Source organism: Nocardioides sp. Soil_C_8 (genome assembly GCF_057656315.1).
This window is the reverse complement of sequence record NZ_JBDGKQ010000005.1, coordinates 243,959-260,950: the sequence shown is the minus strand read 5'-3', so window position 1 is coordinate 260,950 and position 16,992 is coordinate 243,959. Positions and strand designations below refer to the sequence as shown.

17 protein-coding genes are annotated in these 16,992 nt (G+C 72.0%); 5 read left to right on the top strand and 12 right to left on the bottom strand.

Going from position 1 to position 16,992, the window contains the following annotated elements:
- Window positions 1-11: 11 nt before the first annotated feature.
- Entirely contained in the window at window positions 12-1,352 is a 1,341-nt protein-coding gene (locus AC3A3L_RS20750) for an MFS transporter (protein WP_487641940.1), read from the bottom strand.
- 39 nt (window positions 1,353-1,391) lie between these two features.
- Window positions 1,392-2,513, bottom strand: coding sequence for a TRAP transporter substrate-binding protein DctP (gene dctP, locus AC3A3L_RS20745; RefSeq protein WP_487641939.1), 1,122 nt, complete (start codon window positions 2,511-2,513; stop codon window positions 1,392-1,394).
- A gap of 133 nt (window positions 2,514-2,646) precedes the next feature.
- On the opposite strand from dctP (AC3A3L_RS20745), the gene AC3A3L_RS20740 reads away from it, so the two are divergent.
- The gene (locus tag AC3A3L_RS20740; protein WP_487641938.1) at window positions 2,647-3,618 is read left to right on the top strand and encodes a PDR/VanB family oxidoreductase; all 972 of its coding nucleotides are present in this window, start codon (window positions 2,647-2,649) and stop codon (window positions 3,616-3,618) included.
- A 7-nt stretch (window positions 3,619-3,625) separates the two neighbouring features.
- Here the strand turns inward: AC3A3L_RS20740 and AC3A3L_RS20735 are convergent, their stop codons facing one another.
- The 5 genes from AC3A3L_RS20735 to AC3A3L_RS20715 are packed head-to-tail and all read right to left on the bottom strand — an operon-like array spanning window position 3,626 to window position 7,980.
- A complete protein-coding gene (locus AC3A3L_RS20735) occupies window positions 3,626-4,459 on the bottom strand; it encodes an SDR family NAD(P)-dependent oxidoreductase (protein ID WP_487641937.1) in 834 nt (277 codons plus the stop codon).
- Window positions 4,435-5,886, bottom strand: a complete 1,452-nt coding sequence (locus AC3A3L_RS20730) for a TRAP transporter large permease (protein WP_487641936.1) — start codon at window positions 5,884-5,886, stop codon at window positions 4,435-4,437. The genes AC3A3L_RS20735 and AC3A3L_RS20730 overlap by 25 nt, the downstream gene beginning before the upstream one ends.
- On the bottom strand, window positions 5,883-6,419 hold the full coding sequence (locus AC3A3L_RS20725; RefSeq protein WP_487641935.1) for a TRAP transporter small permease subunit: 537 nt from the start codon (window positions 6,417-6,419) through the stop codon (window positions 5,883-5,885). Before AC3A3L_RS20725 ends, AC3A3L_RS20730 begins: the two co-directional genes overlap by 4 nt.
- A complete protein-coding gene (locus AC3A3L_RS20720) occupies window positions 6,416-7,093 on the bottom strand; it encodes an EthD domain-containing protein (protein WP_487641934.1) in 678 nt (225 codons plus the stop codon). Before AC3A3L_RS20720 ends, AC3A3L_RS20725 begins: the two co-directional genes overlap by 4 nt.
- Window positions 7,090-7,980, bottom strand: coding sequence for an alpha/beta fold hydrolase (locus AC3A3L_RS20715; RefSeq protein WP_487641933.1), 891 nt, complete (start codon window positions 7,978-7,980; stop codon window positions 7,090-7,092). The genes AC3A3L_RS20720 and AC3A3L_RS20715 overlap by 4 nt, the downstream gene beginning before the upstream one ends.
- Before the next feature lie 179 nt (window positions 7,981-8,159).
- Between AC3A3L_RS20715 and dctP (AC3A3L_RS20710) the strand changes: the two genes are divergently transcribed.
- Window positions 8,160-9,260 carry a TRAP transporter substrate-binding protein DctP gene (dctP, locus tag AC3A3L_RS20710; RefSeq protein WP_487641932.1) on the top strand — a complete coding sequence of 367 codons (1,101 nt, stop codon included), beginning with the start codon at window positions 8,160-8,162 and terminating at the stop codon, window positions 9,258-9,260.
- An 82-nt stretch (window positions 9,261-9,342) separates the two neighbouring features.
- On the opposite strand, the gene AC3A3L_RS20705 is transcribed toward dctP (AC3A3L_RS20710), so the two are convergent.
- Together AC3A3L_RS20705 and AC3A3L_RS20700 are read right to left on the bottom strand one after the other, a co-directional pair.
- A complete protein-coding gene (locus tag AC3A3L_RS20705; RefSeq protein ID WP_487641931.1) occupies window positions 9,343-10,041 on the bottom strand; it encodes a class II aldolase/adducin family protein in 699 nt (232 codons plus the stop codon).
- Between the two features lie 66 nt (window positions 10,042-10,107).
- Complete coding sequence (locus AC3A3L_RS20700) at window positions 10,108-11,334, bottom strand: alpha-hydroxy acid oxidase (protein WP_487641930.1); 1,227 nt, start codon at window positions 11,332-11,334, stop codon at window positions 10,108-10,110.
- A 65-nt stretch (window positions 11,335-11,399) separates the two neighbouring features.
- On the opposite strand from AC3A3L_RS20700, the gene AC3A3L_RS20695 reads away from it, so the two are divergent.
- Both AC3A3L_RS20695 and AC3A3L_RS20690 read left to right on the top strand, forming a co-directional pair.
- The gene (locus AC3A3L_RS20695; RefSeq protein ID WP_487641929.1) at window positions 11,400-13,028 is read left to right on the top strand and encodes a thiamine pyrophosphate-binding protein; all 1,629 of its coding nucleotides are present in this window, start codon (window positions 11,400-11,402) and stop codon (window positions 13,026-13,028) included.
- A gap of 82 nt (window positions 13,029-13,110) precedes the next feature.
- The gene (locus AC3A3L_RS20690) at window positions 13,111-13,635 is read left to right on the top strand and encodes a type 1 glutamine amidotransferase domain-containing protein (protein WP_487641928.1); all 525 of its coding nucleotides are present in this window, start codon (window positions 13,111-13,113) and stop codon (window positions 13,633-13,635) included.
- A gap of 15 nt (window positions 13,636-13,650) precedes the next feature.
- On the opposite strand, the gene AC3A3L_RS20685 is transcribed toward AC3A3L_RS20690, so the two are convergent.
- The gene (locus AC3A3L_RS20685) at window positions 13,651-14,334 is read right to left on the bottom strand and encodes a dihydrofolate reductase family protein (protein ID WP_487641927.1); all 684 of its coding nucleotides are present in this window, start codon (window positions 14,332-14,334) and stop codon (window positions 13,651-13,653) included.
- Window positions 14,335-14,365: 31 nt separating this feature from the next.
- On the opposite strand from AC3A3L_RS20685, the gene AC3A3L_RS20680 reads away from it, so the two are divergent.
- Window positions 14,366-15,268, top strand: coding sequence for a dihydropteroate synthase (locus tag AC3A3L_RS20680; RefSeq protein WP_487641926.1), 903 nt, complete (start codon window positions 14,366-14,368; stop codon window positions 15,266-15,268).
- A gap of 48 nt (window positions 15,269-15,316) precedes the next feature.
- On the opposite strand, the gene AC3A3L_RS20675 is transcribed toward AC3A3L_RS20680, so the two are convergent.
- Window positions 15,317-16,189 carry a hypothetical protein gene (locus AC3A3L_RS20675; RefSeq protein ID WP_487641925.1) on the bottom strand — a complete coding sequence of 291 codons (873 nt, stop codon included), beginning with the start codon at window positions 16,187-16,189 and terminating at the stop codon, window positions 15,317-15,319.
- A 134-nt stretch (window positions 16,190-16,323) separates the two neighbouring features.
- A complete protein-coding gene (locus tag AC3A3L_RS20670) occupies window positions 16,324-16,974 on the bottom strand; it encodes an N-acetylmuramoyl-L-alanine amidase (protein ID WP_487641924.1) in 651 nt (216 codons plus the stop codon).
- Window positions 16,975-16,992: the final 18 nt, after the last annotated feature.

The window sequence follows — 16,992 nt, the reverse complement described above, 5'->3', positions numbered from 1 at the left end:
TCGACGTCACGTCAACCGTCAGCTGCCGGGCGCCGGGCGCCGAGCCGGGCGGCAGCTGCCGCCGCAAGGGCGGCGGTCAGGGCGCTGGCGAGGAAGGAGGAGCCGTACCGCGCGCCGCCGACCACCGAGGTCGAGGCCACGACCAGCGCGACCTGCGCACCTGCAGCCGAACCCATCCCCCGCATCAGCGAGTTGAGCCCCGCGGCCGCCCCGACACCCTGCGGGGGCACGGCCGCCATGGCGACCGCAGGCAGGAGCGGGAACGCCATCCCGATGCCGATGGCCGCGACCGTCGCGAGCACGAGGACGACGGGCATCGTGCGCGGCAGCACGCCCAGCGCGAGCATGGCCGCGGCGCACACGAGGTTGCCCCACACGATCGTGCGGACGAATCCCGTCCGCCGTCCGGCGAGTGCCCCGACCACGGCCATCGCGACCGCGCCCGGGACCAGGAACAGTCCCGCCGCGACCGGCCCCAGGCCGTACCCACCCAGCCCGTCCTGCACCAGCTGCGGGACCACCACGAAGAGGCCGAACAGGGCTGCGGCGTTGAGCACGGTGGCGACGCAGACCAGGCCGGTGACCGGGCTGGCCAGCACCGAGACGTCGATGAAGGGACTCGGGGAGCGACGCATCCACATGGCTGTTGCGACGAGCGAGGTCGCGGCGACGACAGCCCAGCCGACGGTTGCCCGACCGGTGGCGCCCGAGATCCCGACCTCCGTCAGGGCAGTCAGCACCGCGAAGAGCGAGAGGGCCACCAGGCCCGCTCCCGGTACGTCGACGGCTCCCTCGGCCGCGCCGCCGCTCTCGGGCGCCTGCCACCACAGCAGCGCCGTGGACGCGACGCCCAGGCCGATCCCGGCGGCGAAGAGCGTGGTCACGCCCAGGTGGGCGGTGACCAGCCCGCCGAGGAGGAAGCCCACGGCCGGCCCCACGGCCACCACCCCGGAGAGCACCGCGATGCGCGACGCCCGCGACGCCACCGGCACCAGCTCCTGCAGGGCGGCCACCTGCAGCACGAACACCCCGGCGGAGAAGCCCTGGAGCCCTCGTCCGACGGCGACGACCAGGGCGTGGTCGCCACCGACGAAGCAGGTCGCCGCACCCACGGCGTAGGCCGCACTGACCGCGACGGTCAGCCGGCGGCGTCCCCACAGGTCGCCCAGCCGCCCCATCAGTGGAGCCGAGATCGATGCTCCGAGCAGGAACGCGCTGAGCAGCCACCCGTTCGCGGTCGCCGAGAAGCCGCGTTCCTCGACCAGCACCGGCAGGGCGGGGATGAGCAGCGTCTGGGTGGATGCCGGCAGCGACACCGAGAAGCAGAACGCGAGGAGGGCCCCGTTCTTCACGAGGCCCTCACTCGCGCCGCGCGCCGGGCGGGCCCGCGCTCAGCTGCTGCTCTCGAGGCAGGACACGACACCGGTCTTGTAGTCGGGGTAGTCGCCCTCGGCGTCGGCAACCGCGTCCTGGTAGGCGCTCAGCACCGCGTCGGCGTCGGCTCCCGCCTCGGTGGCGGCGTCCTTCCACTCCTGGAGGACGCCGTCGTAGCCGGCGTCGCGGAGCTTCTCGACCTCGTCCTCCGGCAGCGCGTAGAGCTCGGCGCCCGCCTCCTTCACGGCCTCGCACGAGATCTCGTCGAACTGCGCGTCGAACTCGGCGATCTTGCCGGGCACCTCGGAGTTGACCTCGTCGATGACCTCGCGCTGCTCGTCGGTGAGCGAGTCCCACAGCTCCTGGCTCATCGACAGGGCGTTGGCGCTGGCCACGCCCATGCCGGTGTCGGTGAAGCTGCCGACGACCTCGGGGTACTTCAGCGGACCGACGAAGCCGAAGGGGACTCCGTAGACGCCGTCGAGCAGGCCACGGTCGAGCGAGCCGTAGACGTCGGCGAGCTCCATGTTGATGATGTTGGCACCGGCGGCGCCCATCACCTTCGAGCTGCGGTCGTTGCCACGGATCCGGACGCCCTGGAGGTCGTCGACGCTCTCGACGGGGTCCGTGGTGCCGAGGGCGCTCGACCCGCCGATCGCCCAGGCGAGCGGGTGCAGGCCCTTCGCCCCGAACTCCTCGGCCACGGGCCCGCCCTCGTCCGCCGCCAGCTCGGCCATCGCGGCGGAGACGGCGGGAGAGTTGGAGCTCTGGAACGGCAGCTCGTGGACGCTGGTGACCGGGAACGTCGTGGTGTAGAGGGTCGGCATCACCTGCGACACGTCGACGCGGCCGTCGGTCAGGCTCTCGACGATGTCCGGTCCCTTCACCAGGGTGCCGTCCCAGTAGGCGTCGAAGGTCAGCGACCCGTCGGTGCGCGACTCGACCTCGTCCATCCACCAGGCCCAGACCTGCCCGATGGGGGTCTGCTCGCCGGTGTGGTAGCCGAAGCTCAGCGTGCGCGAGTCGCTCGCCGATGCGCCGTCGCCGTCACCGCCGCAGGCGGCGAGGGAGGCAGAGAGCGCGAGCGCTCCGGCGATCGCGGCGATCCGCGTCCTGCGAGTGGTCGTCCGAGGTGCCATGGGGAGGTCTCCTTCGTCGACGCCTGCATGGGTGCAGGTCGTGATAATCATGATGATGATAATGCGATATCCTCGACGTGTGTCAAGGGTCACAGCCCTCCCGCACGGGCTGGTCTGGAGGAGTGGTGGAGAGATGCTGACGAGTGACGAGTGGCGGCCCGTCCGGGTCGCCGCGGCCCGGACGATCGCCGATGGCGTGGTGGAGCTGCGCCTGTCCGACCGCGACGGCAAGCCGCTGCCCGACTGGGAGCCCGGCGCCCACATCGAGGTCGAGACCACCGCCGGCATCCGGCAGTACTCGCTGTGCGGGGAGCACGACGGCGACTACACGATCGCGGTCCTGGACGAGCCCCGGGGACGCGGAGGCTCACGCGTGCTGCACGAATCCGGCGTCGTCGACGCCGAGATCCGGATCAGGGGTCCGCGCAACCACTTCCACCTCACAGACGACGCCGAGGACTACGTCCTCATCGCCGGAGGGATCGGCATCACGCCGATCAAGGCGATGGCGCAGCACCTCGCCGCGACCGGCCGCCCGTGGCGACTGCACTACGGGGGCCGCACGGCAGCCACGATGGCGTACGTCGACGAGCTGCGCGCGCTCGACGCCGACCTGGTCTCGGTGTGCCCCGAGGACACCGACGGGTTCCTCGACCTCCGCGGCATCCTGGGCGACGCCGACGCGGGCACCGTCGTCTACTGCTGTGGCCCGCCCGGGCTGCTCGACGCCGCCGCCGTGGCGGTCGCGGAGTCACCCGCACGCGAGCTGAGGGTCGAGCGCTTCACGGCCGCGACCCCGGTCGTCACCGACCCGGCTGACGCAGGCGAGGCCGGTGAGGAGACCTTCGTGGTCGAGCTCGCCGCCAGCGGCATCGAGGTCGAGGTCGGTCCGGGCCGGTCGATCCTCGAGGCCGTTCGCGAGCAGCTGCCCGACGTGATGTCGTCGTGCGAGGACGGCTACTGCGGGACCTGCGAGACGCCGGTCATCGAGGGCGTCCCCCTCCACCGCGACACGGTCCTCTCCCCGTCGGAGCAGGAGTCCAACGAGACGATGATGATCTGCGTCGGGCGCTCCTGCACCAAGCGGCTGGTGCTCGACCTCTAGGCCGCGGTCAGCGCGGGACCGGGCCCAGGTGGACGTTGCCCCCGTCGACGGTCAGGACGGTTCCCGTCACCCAGCCGGCACCGTCCGACCCGAGGTAGACCGCGGCGCTGGCGACGTCCTCGGGCGAGCCGAGCCGCCCCAGCGGGACCGCGTCGGCGCGACGCTCGAGGGCCTCGCCCATCCCCTCCTCGCCGTGGCGCTGGCGGAACGCCTCCTCCACGAGCGGGGTGAGGATCGTGCCCGGGGCGATCACGTTGACCCGGACGCCGTCGGGGGCATACTCCCGCGCCAGCTGGCGCCCGAGCGCGATGACGCCCCCCTTGGCCGCGGCGTAGGCCGGGATGTTGGGCAGGCCGACCAGGCCGGCGATGCTCGCCGTCAGGACGACGCTGCCCGCGCGCTGCTGGACCAGGTGGGGCAGGGCGGCGCGGACGGTGAGGAACGCGCCGGTGAGATTGACCGAGATGACCCGCGACCAGTCGTCGAGGGAGATCTCGTGCGCCCTGCCCTCGCCCGGGATCCCCGCGTTGGCGACGACGACGTCGAGACCGCCGAGGCCGGAGATCGCGAGGTCGACCGCGCAGCCGCAGTCGGACTCCGAGGTCACGTCGCCCACGTGGGCCAGGGCTCGCTGTCCTGCCGACCCGATCGCCTCCACGACCCGGCGTACGGCGTCGGCGTCGCGGTCGCTGCACACGACCGCGGCGCCCTCGGCGGCGTACGCCGTGGCGACAGCGCGCCCTAGCCCCGACCCCGCACCCGTGACCAGCGCGACCTTGCCGTCGAGCTGGCCCGGGCGCGGGCTCGTCTCCGGAGTCAGTTGGCCTTCGAGGGCAGCCACGTGACGATCTCAGGGAAGACGATGATGAGGAGCACGACGACCGCCTCGGCGAGGATGAACGGCACCACGCCACGGAACACCGACTCGACCTTCGCCTTCTTCACCACGCCCGAGATCATGAAGACGTTGAGCCCGAAGGGTGGCGTCAGGAGACCGATCTCGATCATCTTCACCGCGATGATGCCGTACCAGAGGCCGTCGAACCCGAGCGAGGTGATGATCGGGTAGGTCAGCGGCATCGTGAGCAGCAGGATCGACATGCCGTCGATGAGCGCGCCGAGGATGAGCAGCACCAGCAGGATGATCGCGACGACGACGTACTTGTTGACGTCGAGGCCCACGATCCACTGGGTCAGGTCCTGCGGGATGCGGGTGGTCACCAGGAACAGCGTGAACACCGAGCCGGCGATGATGAGCGCCATGAGCATGGCCGTGTTGGCGGCCGTCTCCTGCAGGGCCGAGGTGAGCCCGCGCCACACGCCGTTCTCGGTCTGCCGTCCCCGGATGAGCAGGACGAACAGCGACAGCAGCGCGCCGACCGCTCCTGCTTCGGTCTCGGTGAAGAACCCGCCGTAGATGCCGCCGAGCACGGCACCGGCGATGAGCGCGATGTAGAGGATCGACTCGATCTCACGGGGACTGATGAACGGGGCCTTGCCGTCATCGCGGGAGGACGGGAGCACTTCTTCCTCGCGGAGCTCGCCCACGGTCTCGGCGGTGTCCATCACGGCGACCGACGACGAGGCCGAGCCACCGGTGGTGCCGGCCCCGGCGCCCACGGTCGCGACGGAGGGCACGTGCTCGACCGGGGCGGTCTCCATCGAGCGCCTGGCGGTGAGGCTCACGGTGACCATGTAGGCGACCGCGGTGAGGATGCCTGGGACGACGGCGGCGAGCAGCAGCTGGCCGACCGACTCGTTGGTGAGGATGCCGTAGATCACCAGCACGATGCTCGGCGGGATCAGCACGCCGAGGGTGCCGGAGGCGGCCACGATGCTCGCGGCGTAGGCGACCTTGTAGCCGTGCCGGGTCATCTCGGCCACGCACATCCGTCCGAGGGTGACGACAGCGGCCGCGCTGGAGCCGGTGACGGCCGAGAAGCCGGCCGCGGACAGCACGGTCGCGATGCCGAGGCCGCCGGGGAGACGCCGTGTCACCCGCGCGGCGAAGTCGAAGATGTTCGCCAAGATGCCTGCGTTGGCGACGAAGACGCCCATCAGGATGAACATCGGGACCACCACCAGGGAATAGCTGCTGGTGGCCTGGTACGCCGCTGACGAGAGCGTCGCAGCCGTGCGGTCGAAGCCCGAGTTGAGCATCAGGCCGGTGATGCTGGCCGTGAGGAGGGCGGCGGCGACCGGCGCCTCCGCCATCAGCATGACGCCGAAGATGGCGAGGGAGATGAGGACGATCAGCTCGGGGCTCATGCGTTCACCGCCTCCAGCACGATCTCGTCCTCGATCTCCTCGAAGTCCTCACCCGTCCGCAGGGCCCGCAGGTCGTCCACGAGCCGGAAGCCGACGTTGATCGCGAAGAGCGCGAACCCGAAGGGGACCAGCACCTGGGCCGGCCAGGTCGGGTAGGCGATGAAGCCGGGGGTCACGTCGTGGTTCTCGATCGCGGCGAGCGCCCGGTCCAGGGCCTCCCAGGCGACCCAGGCGAGCACGACGACCGAGACGAGCGAGCCGGCCGACCGGAACACCAGGGCGGTCACGCGCGGGAGCCGGCTGGTCACCATCGAGGTCCGCACGTGGACCCCGATCTGCTCGGCGTAGCCCATGCCCAGGGCAGCGGCCGACAGCAGGAGCAGCGGCGCCACCTCGATGACCCCCTGGATCGACCGGTCGGTCAGCGTACGGCGGATGACGTCGGCGACGGTCAGCACCATGATGGCCGCGATGGCCAGCGCCCCGATCGCCGCAACGGCTGCGGTGAGACGTTCCACCACCTGTCGGATCATTGTTGCGTCCTCTCGTGAGTCGGCTCGGTCGCGCTCGCCCCGACTGGGACGTCCACGACGCGGGCCAGATGTTCCCCGATGACCTGCGCGGCGCCAGCCGCCTGCCTCGTGCCCTCGGCGCCTGCCAGCGCCGATGCCACGTCCGGGTACCCGGCGACGCGGACGACGTCCGCAGTGACGGGGAACCGTCCCTCGTGCAGTGCGTGGTCCGCCACGATCGCCCCCGAGCCCGGTTGGTCCGAGCTGCCCGCCAGGCGGTCGGCGAGCTCCTGCGGCGTCGTACCCGGCTCCGCGGTCAGGAGGGTCAGCAGCTGGACGGGCGCCTCGGCAGCCAGGTCGCCGCCGGCGTCCGGCGCCCACCTGCCCACGACGCCACGGAAGCGCGTCTTGTCGACGAACTCCTTCTCGTCGGCCTGCACCGACCCGAGGAACTCCGTCGAGGCGAACGCCTCGTCCATGGCGGAGGCGTCGTCGAACCTGAGCGCGGAGCACGCGTCGAATCCCGGGTAGGGCAGGAGCGGCTCACCACCCTCGAGGACGGCGTGGAACTGCTGGTAGCGACGCAGTCCCGGCATCCGGGACACGACGTCGGCGTGGCTGGTGCGCCAGTGCTGCTGGAAGCCCTCGAAGTCGAGCCCGTCGATGCGCGGGGCGGTGCCGAGCCGGACGATCATGCGTAGGCCCCCTCGACGTGGCGCACGGCGGCGAGGATCGCCTCGGCGGTCGCCTGCGGCTGCTGGTCCGGGAAGAAGTGGCCGCCGGGCACGGTCGCCGGGTGCACCTCGGAGCAGCGCTTGCGCCACTCGGCCTCGATGTCGAAGAGGTCCTTGAGGAGGCCGTCGGCTCCCCAGACCGGGAAGGTCGGCACCGACAGGCTGACGTCGAGGTCGGCCTTGTCGTGCTCGAGGTCGACGGTCGCCCCGGCGCGGTAGTCCGAGCACGAGGCCCGGATCATCTCCGGGTCGCGCCAGGCCGCGCGGTAGGACTCGAGCTGCTCGGCACCGAAGCCGTCCTCGATCCCGACGCCACCGTTGGTGACCAGGCAGTTCTCGAAGTAGTAGTCGGGGTCGCCGCCGATGAGCCGCTCGGGGAAGGGCGCGGGGAGGGGCAGGAAGTACCACTGCCAGAACCTGGCGGCGCGGGCGCGGTCGACGCCGTCGTACATCGCCCACGTCGGGACGACGTCGCACGGCACCAGCGCCTGCACCCGGTCGGGGGCGTCGAGCGCCATGCGGTGGGCCACCCGCCCGCCGCGATCGTGCCCGGCGACGACGAAGCGCTCGTGGCCCAGCTCCGCCATCACCGCGAGCTGGTCGGCCGCCATCGCACGGAAGGAGTAGGTCTCCCCCTCCCCCTCGGGCTTCGACGACCTCCCGTAGCCGCGGAGGTCGGCGCACACGACCGTGCAGTCCGCGGCAAGCACCTCCGCGACGTCGGCCCACTGGGCCAGCGTCTGCGGGTAGCCGTGCAGGAGGAGCACGGCGGGACCCGACCCGCCCTCGACCGCGTTGATCCGGACCTGACCGACCTCGACCGACCGAGCCGTGAAACCTTCGAACATCCAGCCACGCCTTCTCGTTACGGACACCGCGGGAAACCGCCGCGACACTAATCCGTGCCTAATCTGATAATGGTGACTATAGTCTCGGTGTGTGGCTCATCACAACACCCCCGAGCCGACGCAAGTAGACACTCCCCGGGCAGGCGTCAGCAGACGTGCCCACGAACGTCAGGAAGCAGATGAAGAAGTTCCGAGGCGCGACCTTCGCAGCCCTTCTCTCGACCGCAGCGCTCGCCCTGACCGCCTGCGGAGGCGACAGCAGCTCCGCCAGCGAGGGCGGCGAGCAGACGCTGACCTTCAGCTACATGGCCGGTGAGGCAACACCGATCGGCGAGGTGTGGACCTGGTGGATGGACGAGGTCGAGGACCGCTCCGGCGGCTCCCTCACCTTCGACCGCTTCTGGGACGCCACCCTGCTCGGCGCCACCGAGACGGTGGAGGGTCTTGGCGACGGCCGCGCCGACGTGGCCCAGGTGCTCCCCACCGTGTACGCCGGCCGGTTCCCGCTCAGCAGCGTCGGCGAGCTGCCGTTCGAGAGCTCCAACCCCGCCGCGGTCTCCCAGGCGCTCGGTGAGCTGGGCAGCGAGGAGGGCAGCCCGCTCAACGAGGAGTGGGGCGGCGTCGGCCTGGTCCCGCTCGCGTGGTCGATCGGCTCGTCCAGCGCCCTGGCGACCAACGAGCCCGTCGAGACCGCCGCCGACCTCGACGGCATGCGGCTGCGCGCCAACGACCGCGGCAGCAAGGTGCTCGCCGAGGTGGGCGCCAACCTCATCAACATCGAGCTCGCCGAGATCTACGGCTCCATGGACCGCGGCCTCGTCGACGGCATCTACGGCATCCCCTTCAGCTTCACCGGTCCGCTGAAGTACCCCGAGGTCGCCGACCACTTCACCGACCTCGGCATCGGCGTCTCCACCGTGAACGCCCTGTCGATGAGCCAGGACACGTGGGACTCGCTCTCCGACGAGCAGCGTGACGTGATCAGCGAGGTCAACGCGGAGGTCCCGGCCAAGATCGCCGAGGTCGAGCAGGAGTGGAACGACTCCTCGTGCGAGGCCGTGGAGGCGGAGGGCGACACCGCCTCCGTCCTCCCGCAGGCCGAGTCGGACAAGATCCGCGACGCCGGCAAGGAGATGGTGGACGAGGAGTGGCGCGACCAGGTCACCGAGGCCGGCGGCGACCCGGAGGCGTTCTACGACTCCTACCGCTCGGTGCTCGACGCGGCCGAGGCCGACAACCCCGGCGTCGAGACCGGCGTCGCGATCTGCGCGGCCGGCTGAGCGACGTACGCCGCCCAGCGACGCACGAAGGGCGCCACCCCGGTCGGGGTGGCGCCCTTTCGCGTGGCGCTCGGTCAGCGGGTCACGGCTGGACGAGCGGCGTGGTGTAGGTGCCGTCGTAGGCGCGGGCGGCCTTGCGCTGGAGCAGCTCCCACGTCAGGTTGAGGTAGTCGGCCTTCTCCAGCAGCGCCTCGACGGCGAGCGCGTGGTCCTCGGGCATCTCCGGCGCGTCGGCCGGCGACTGCACGTCGAGGCGCGCGACGTAGTCGAGCGTGCTGTGCAGTGCGGCCGCCTCGGCGATGTCGGCGCCCATCGTGATGGACCCGTGCCACGGGATGATGATGCAGACGTCGCCGTCCTTCATGGCCGGGGCGATCGACTTGATCTCGTCGTCGGGCGCGAGCGCGGTGCGCCCGCGGAAGTAGGTCGCCATGTTGTGCAGCACCCGCGGCTCGCGCCCGAGCGCCGCCTGCGCCGTGATCCAGAACCCGTGAGTGTGCACGATCGCGTTCACGTCGGGGCGCAGCATGTAGATGCCGTGGTGGAAGTCGATGCCCGGGCTCACCACGACGTCCGGGTCGGCCGAGCGTCCCTGGAAGTCGAGCAGGACGATGTCCTCGGCCTGCATCTCCTCGAAGGTCTTGCTGAGGCGGTTGGTCCAGTACAGCTCCTCGCCGGGGATCCGGACGCTGACGTGTCCGCCGATGCCGGTGCCGAGGCCCTGCGCGGCCATCGCACGACAGGCCGCGAGGACCTGGTCGCGCTGCTCTTCATAGGCCATGGGTCTGATTCCTTTCGTGGTGCTCTCGGGGAGTCGCCGGCGACCTGCCGACGAGGGGATGGAGGTTCATGGGGTGGCCCGGGCGACCAGGTCGGGTCCGACCGCGTCGAAGGAGGCCACTCCGCTCAGCATGAGGGCCGCGTCGAGCTCCTCGGCGAGGACGTCCACCGCCCGGCGCGCGCCGGCGGTGCCGGCTGCGGCGAGGCCCCAGACGATCGGGCGGCCGACCAGGCAGGCGGTCGCGCCGAGGGCCCGCGCCTTCAGCACGTCGCTGCCGCGTCGTACGCCGCTGTCGAGGTAGACCTCCGCCCGGTCGCCGACCGCGTCGACGACCTGCGGCAGCACGGAGAGGCTGGCCGGCGCCTGGTCGAGCTGGCGGCCGCCGTGGTTGGACACGACGACGGCGTCGGCGCCCAGGTCCACCGCGCGCAGGGCGTCGTCGGCGCGCATCAGCCCCTTCACGACCAGCGGACCCTTCCAGCGGGCGCGCAGCGACCGCAGGTCGTCCCACGACGCCGACGGGTCGAACTGGCTGTCGACGTAGGACGCCACCTCGACCGCGTCGCCGCCGAGGCCGGTGATGTTGGCAGCAGTGACGCGCGAGTGCCTGAGCAGGTCGCGCGTCCAGCGCGGGTGGGTGATTCCGTCGAGCACCGACCTCGGGGTGAGTCGCGGCGGCACCGTGAAGCGGTGCACGCGGTCACGGCGTCGGTCGGAGGACCGCGGCACGTCGACCGTCACGACGAGCGCCTCGTAGTGGCAGTCCCGCGCCCGGGTCAGCAGCCCGTCCACGACGGCAGGGTCACGCCAGAGGTAGGTCTGGAACCACAACCGGCCCTTCGGCGCCGCGTCGCGGACCTCCTCGATGGTGTAGGAGGACATTCCCGCCAGCGTGTAGATCGAGCCCATGTCCTGCATCGCCCGGGCCAGCCCCGGCTCGCCGTCGACGTGCACCAGCCCGCACAGCCCGGTCGGGGCACCCAGGACGGGTACGTCGACGCGTGCGCCGAGGACCGAGGTCGACCGGTCGACCTCGCTGACGTCGACGAGGTAGTGCGGGGAGAGCGCGACGGCGTCGAACGCCTCGAGGTTCCGCCGCATCGTGACCTCGTCAGAGGCCCCTCCGTCGACGAAGTCGAAGATCACCCGCGGGGTCGCCCGTCGCGCGGCCGCGCGGATCTCGGCGACGGAGCCGAGCCGGTCGAGCCGCGACTGCCGGCGGAGGGCTGGGTCACGGGCGTGGGCGAGCGCCTCGGTCGCCTGGCTGCGCGCCACGGTCAGGAGGTCGTGCACGCGCGCTCCTCACCGTGGAGAGACAGGACTGCCGCCGAGATCCATAAACTGTTATAACAATACCCATGAAAGCGTACGAAGCGCTAGCGTCGCAGCTCGTCCACCTGGGGGTGAGCGACGTCTTCGGCCTCATGGGTGACGGCAACCTCAAGCTCATCCCGACGCTCACACACACGCACGGGGTGCGGGTCCACGCGGCTCGCCACGAGGCGGGGGCGGTCGCGATGGCCGACGGCTACGCCCGCAGCAGCGGGCGGGTCGGCGTGTGCACGGTGACGCAGGGGCCGGGCCTGACCAACGCGCTGACCGCGCTGGTCACCGCCCATCGGGGTCGCACCCCGCTCGTCGCACTGGTCGGCGACACCCCGCTCGGCGTCAGGGGCCTTCCGCAGGACATCGACGAGGCCCCGCTGATCGCGGCGGCGGGCCTCACCGTCGCCCCGTTCGACCCGGCGACCGCCCACGCCGACCTGGCGCGCGCGTGGCGTACGGCGCTCGACCTGCGCCGGCCCGTGGTGCTGGTGCTGCCGACCGACGTGCAGGAGCTGCCGGCCGGCGACGCGGTCTGCGACCTGCCGCCGAGCGATCGTGCACCCCTCGCGCCCTCCTCGCTCGCCGAGGCGGCCGCTGCGCTGGAGTCCGCGTGCCGTCCCGTCGTGGTCGCCGGCCGCGGTGCCCTCGAGGCCGGGTGCCGCGACGACGTCGTGGCGCTCGCGGACCACCTCGGAGCGGTCCTGACCACCTCCCTCCCCGTCAACGGCTGGTTCGCCGGCCACCCCTTCAGCGCCGGGATCGCGGGCGGCTTCGCGCACACCGAGATGCGCGAGCTGCTCGGCGAGGCCGACGTCGTGCTGGCGCTCGGCGCCTCGCTCAACCACTTCACCACGCGCGGCGGCGGCCTCTTCTCCCCCGACGCGACGATCATCCAGGTCGACGAGGACCACGAGGCCCACGGCCGCTACACCCGGTTCGACATCGCGGTGGTCGGGGACGCCGGGGTCACCGCGCGCGAGCTCCGCGACCTGGTGTCGGCGGGCGAGCGGTTCCGCACCGGCGAGGTGCGTGCGCGCATCGCGCGAGGCACGGAGCCGGAGCCGGACGCCAGCGACCCGTCGGGCCTCGACCCGCGACTCGTCGCCCGCACCCTCGCCGACGCGTTGCCGACCGGCTCCGCGCTGGCCGTCGACGGCGGGCACTTCATGGGCTTCCCGTCGATGGACGTCCCCGTCGGCCGGCCGGCCGACTACGTGTTCAGCCTCGACTTCGGCTCGATCGGACTCGGGCTCGCCGCTGCGGTGGGAGCAGGGGTGGCCGACCCGTCGCGCACCGTGCTCGCGGCCGTCGGCGACGGCGGCCTGCTGATGAGCCTGGGCGAGCTCGACACCGTCGCGCGGAGCGGGCTCCCGATCGTGGTCGCGGTCTTCAACGACGCCGCCTACGGTGCCGAGCTGCACTTCCTCCGCATGTCCGGCATCCCGGCCGAGACCAGCCAGTTCCCCTCCACCGCACCGCTGGCACCGGTCGCGGAGGCGCTGGGTGTCGCGTCGATGACCGTCGACGACGCCGCCAGCCTCGAGGCGGCCCGCAAGCTCGTGGCCGGTGGCGTGTCGGGACCCACCCTCATCGACTTCCGGATCACCGACACGGTCCGCGCCGCGTGGCTCGAGGAGGCCTTCAACCGCGGGACCCACTGAGGCCTCACCCGCGGCGCCGTCGGGTGGTCACTTCACCCCTCGGAGTGTTGTCGGTCCCCCGATGGCGAGCGACGGTGAAGGCATGTCCAAGCGCATCGCATTCCTGACCGCATCCGAAGGCGTCGAGGAGGTCGAGCTCACCAAGCCCTGGCAGGCAGCCGTCGACGCAGGCCACACCGCCGAGCTGCTCTCCACCGACGAGGGCGAGGTGCAGCTGTTCCAGCACCTCGACAAGTCCAGCACCCAGCGGATCGACCGGCGGGTCTCCGACGTCGCCGTCGCCGACTACGACGCCCTCGTCCTGCCCGGTGGTGTCGCCAACCCGGACGCCCTCCGCATGGACGAGGAGGCAGTCGCGTTCGTCCGCGACTTCCTCGACTCCGGGAAGACCGTCGCCGCCATCTGCCACGCTCCCTGGACCCTCGTGGAGGCCGACCGCGTGCGCGGCAAGCGCCTCGCCAGCTGGCCGAGCCTGCAGACCGACATCCGCAACGGTGGCGGCGAGTGGCTCGACGAGGAGGTCGTCGTCGACGGCAACCTCATCACCAGCCGCAACCCCGACGACATCCCGGCGTTCTCGAAGGCCCTGCTCGACGCGCTGGCCTGAGCTCTGGGCTGAGCGTCACTCCACCAGCCAGCGTCCCAGCAGCGTCCCGTCCTGCTCCAGCAGCAGGGCGGGACGGACCGCGACGTCGACCTCGGCGCCGGTGGCGATGCGTACGGCGTCGCCGCCCGTCAGCGTCGGCACGACCGTCCAGCAGAGCTCGTCGACGACTCCCGCCGCGAGCATGTCGGCGAACAACGACGGACCGCCCTCGCACAGCTGCTCGGTCCAGCCGCGTTCGGCCAGCGTCGCCTTGAGCGCGCCGAGGTCGATCTGCTCCTCGCCGAGGACGAGCACGTTGTCCTCGCCCAGCTCCTCCCGCGCCGCGGCCAGCCCGTCGGTGGTCGCCACCGTCGCCATCAGCACCCGGCCGGGCGGCGCCTCGGCCAGCGTCGGCGGGATGTCGGCGGAGCGACTGACCACCACGATCGGCACCCGCGGGACGTCGTACCCCTCGTCGCGGATCGTGCCCGCCCCCACCACCAGGCAGTGGGCCCGCCGGCGGAGGGTGTCGAAGACCCGTTTGTCGGCGGCGTTGTTGATCGTGCCGCTGAGCCCGTCCGACCCGGTCGCCGCGCCGTCGACGGTGCTCACGAAGTTCACCCGCAGCCACGGCTCGCGCTCCGGCGTGTAGGCCGCCGCGAGGTCGTCGTCGGACAGGTCGGCCAGTCGTTGCAGCCGCAGGTCGAGGGGTCCACTCACGGCGTTCATCCTGCCGCCTACGCTGGAAGGCGTGATCACCCTTGCGGATCTGGCGGCCCTGCACGCCGAGCACGGTGCGGCGTGGGACAGCCCCGTCACGCCGGTCGTCCTCGACGGCCCCCGCGGCCCGGTGACGATCGGCGACGGCGCACTGACCCTGATGGGCTGCATCAACCTCTCGCGCGACTCGACCTACCGCGAGAGCGTGGCCACCAGCCCGGCCGACGCCGTCCGCATGGGCCGGGTGCAGGCCGCGCAGGGTGCCTCCCTCATCGACCTCGGCGCCGAGTCGAGCAACGCCCGCGCGGCACGGGTGTCCGCCGCTGACCAGATCGCCACCCTCGTGCCCGCCGTGAAGGAGCTGGCCACCGAGGCCGTCGTCTCCGTCGAGACCTACGAGCCGGAGGTCGTCCGCGCCTGCCTCGACGCCGGGGCACGCGTGCTCAACATGACCGGCCGCCAGCACGAGGACGCGATGCTCGCGCTCGCCGCCGAGTACGACGCCGCTGTCGTCCTGTGCTTCGGCACCACCGCCAACGTCCGCGAGATCGCCGACGTGCCGCCCGACGCCGACCCGATGCCGGTGCTGCTCGACCACTTCGGGCCCCGGCTCGAGCACGCCCGCTCCCTCGGCGTCGACAAGGTGGTGGTCGACCCCGGCATGGGCTTCTACTACGGCAACCTCGTCGACCCGATGACCCGCGCCCGCCACCAGGCCCGGGTGCTCGCCCAGACCTTCCAGCTCCGCCCCCTCGGCGTACCCGTCTGCAACGTCCTCCCCCACACCTACGACATCTTCGGCGACGAGTTCCGCAAGGCCGAGGGCTTCTACGGCGTCCTCGCCGCGCTCGGCGGCTCCCACCTGCTCCGGATCCACGAGGTCGCCCACCTCCGCGTCGTCCTCCGCGCGATGGCCGAGCTCGACGTCCGCTGACGCCGACACCATGAAGGCAGTTCGCGCTGCTTCGCCGGCCCCACACGCTCAGGCGACCAGCCCGTGGCGCCCAACTGCCTGCATGGTGCGCCACCGGACGACGTCCTCGATGGCCGCGCGCACGTCCTCGGGTCGGAACATGACGTCGGCCCAGGTGAACCTCAGCACCACCAGCCCGAGCCGAGCCGCACTCGTGTAGCGGTCGACGTCGCGCTGGAGACCCGCCTTGGTCCAGTGGTGCTCCAGCGACTCGGCCTCCAGCACCATCCCGAGGCGCCGCTCGAGCAGGTCGACGTACCCCACCCCGGGCACGTGACCCTGGGGGACCACCTCGATCCCGAGCACCGTCATCGCGATCACGTGCAGGCAGGTCTCGAACGGGTTCGCCCGCCGCGCGTCGGCTGCCCGGGCCACCCGCAGTGCCTTCGCGCGACCAGTGCGCGGGCTGCGCGCGGCAGCGATGAGGAGGTCGTCGTGGTCGATGATGCCCTCACGCAGGGCGGAGTCGGCCACGCAGAGGGCGACGTCGAAGTCGTACGACCGCGCGCAATCGATCACCGTGCGCGTGCGGGAGGTGACATGGCGTCGCAGCTCGCGCTCGGAGAGGTCGCTCCAGTGCAGCTCGTACGCGCCTGGCGGCTTGCGGGCACTGCGGGGCAGCGTGATGCATGGCCGTACTGGGTCGTGCTTGAGCTTCCACCCGAACTGCTGCGCCGCGCTCAGGTGCGAGGCCGTGCCCCCGGTCTGTGCCACCGCGCGCATCGAGCCGTCGAGGTCGGCGAGGCAGTAGCGGTTGTGCCGTGGCTTGTGGACCAGGCCGTTGGCGAGGGCCGTGGCGAGCTGCGAGCGGCCCGTGTACGCCAGCAGCTCGCGCAGCGTGCCCACGCCACCGAGCTCCCTGAGCGCCACCACCGGATCCATGCTCCGACACTGGCACTGGTCGGCCGGCCGCCGCTCGGCCCGTCCACAGGGCACCTTGCAGGCAGTTGGGGCGAGCCCCCGCGTCCGCCCACGCTCAGCCGAGCGGACCTACGCACGAACTGCCTGCATGGTGCTCAGCCGAGGAAGCGACGCACCCCGGAGACGAGCCCGCGGGCGTAGCGGGCGCGGCCGGCGGGCGAGGTCATCACCCGCGCCTCGGTGGCGTTGCGCATGTTGCCGAGCTCGACCATCACGGTGGGAACGTCGGAGAGGTTGAGGGTCGCGAGGTCGGAGCGTACGTCGATCCCGTCGCCGCCTGCGGTGTAGGTCGCGACGCCGAAGCGCTGGGACCGCAGGCCGGCCCTCATCGAGGTCGCCAGCCGCATCGAGGGCCGGTGGATGTCGGCGGTCCACGGCGCCCGGTCGGGCGGGGCGATGACGTGGAAGCCGCGGGCGCCGGCGGCGTACGACCCGTCGGCGTGGACGGAGAGCTTGAGGTCGGCGGGCACGGCGTTGCCCGCGCGGCCCCGGACGTCGACACACGGTCCCCACCGGTCCTGGCGGTTGGAGTGCCGGGTGAGCCGCACCGTCGCACCGAGCTCACGCAGCCGGGCCGCGACCAGTCGCGACACCTGCCAGGCGAAGGTCGCCTCGGGGTAGCCGCCGTCGGTCGCGGTGCCGGTGGTGTTGCAGGGCTTGGTGAAGCCGCCGGCGGGCACCGGCCGGTGGATGCGGCGCGGGAAGTTGTTGTTGCCCAGCTGGTGACCGGGGTCGAGGACGACCACCCGTCCCTCCAACGCCGA

What these genes read in the sequence shown, in the direction of transcription:
- dctP (WP_487641939.1), bottom strand. Translation starts at nt 2,513, where the DNA reads ATGGCACCTCGGACGACCACTCGCAGGACGCGGATCGCCGCGATCGCC.
- AC3A3L_RS20740 (WP_487641938.1), top strand. Translation starts at nt 2,647, where the DNA reads ATGCTGACGAGTGACGAGTGGCGGCCCGTCCGGGTCGCCGCGGCCCGG.
- AC3A3L_RS20730 (WP_487641936.1), bottom strand. Translation starts at nt 5,886, where the DNA reads ATGAGCCCCGAGCTGATCGTCCTCATCTCCCTCGCCATCTTCGGCGTC.
- AC3A3L_RS20725 (WP_487641935.1), bottom strand. Translation starts at nt 6,419, where the DNA reads ATGATCCGACAGGTGGTGGAACGTCTCACCGCAGCCGTTGCGGCGATC.
- AC3A3L_RS20720 (WP_487641934.1), bottom strand. Translation starts at nt 7,093, where the DNA reads ATGATCGTCCGGCTCGGCACCGCCCCGCGCATCGACGGGCTCGACTTC.
- AC3A3L_RS20715 (WP_487641933.1), bottom strand. Translation starts at nt 7,980, where the DNA reads ATGTTCGAAGGTTTCACGGCTCGGTCGGTCGAGGTCGGTCAGGTCCGG.
- dctP (WP_487641932.1), top strand. Translation starts at nt 8,160, where the DNA reads ATGAAGAAGTTCCGAGGCGCGACCTTCGCAGCCCTTCTCTCGACCGCA.
- AC3A3L_RS20705 (WP_487641931.1), bottom strand. Translation starts at nt 10,041, where the DNA reads ATGGCCTATGAAGAGCAGCGCGACCAGGTCCTCGCGGCCTGTCGTGCG.
- AC3A3L_RS20695 (WP_487641929.1), top strand. Translation starts at nt 11,400, where the DNA reads ATGAAAGCGTACGAAGCGCTAGCGTCGCAGCTCGTCCACCTGGGGGTG.
- AC3A3L_RS20690 (WP_487641928.1), top strand. Translation starts at nt 13,111, where the DNA reads ATGTCCAAGCGCATCGCATTCCTGACCGCATCCGAAGGCGTCGAGGAG.
- AC3A3L_RS20675 (WP_487641925.1), bottom strand. Translation starts at nt 16,189, where the DNA reads ATGGATCCGGTGGTGGCGCTCAGGGAGCTCGGTGGCGTGGGCACGCTG.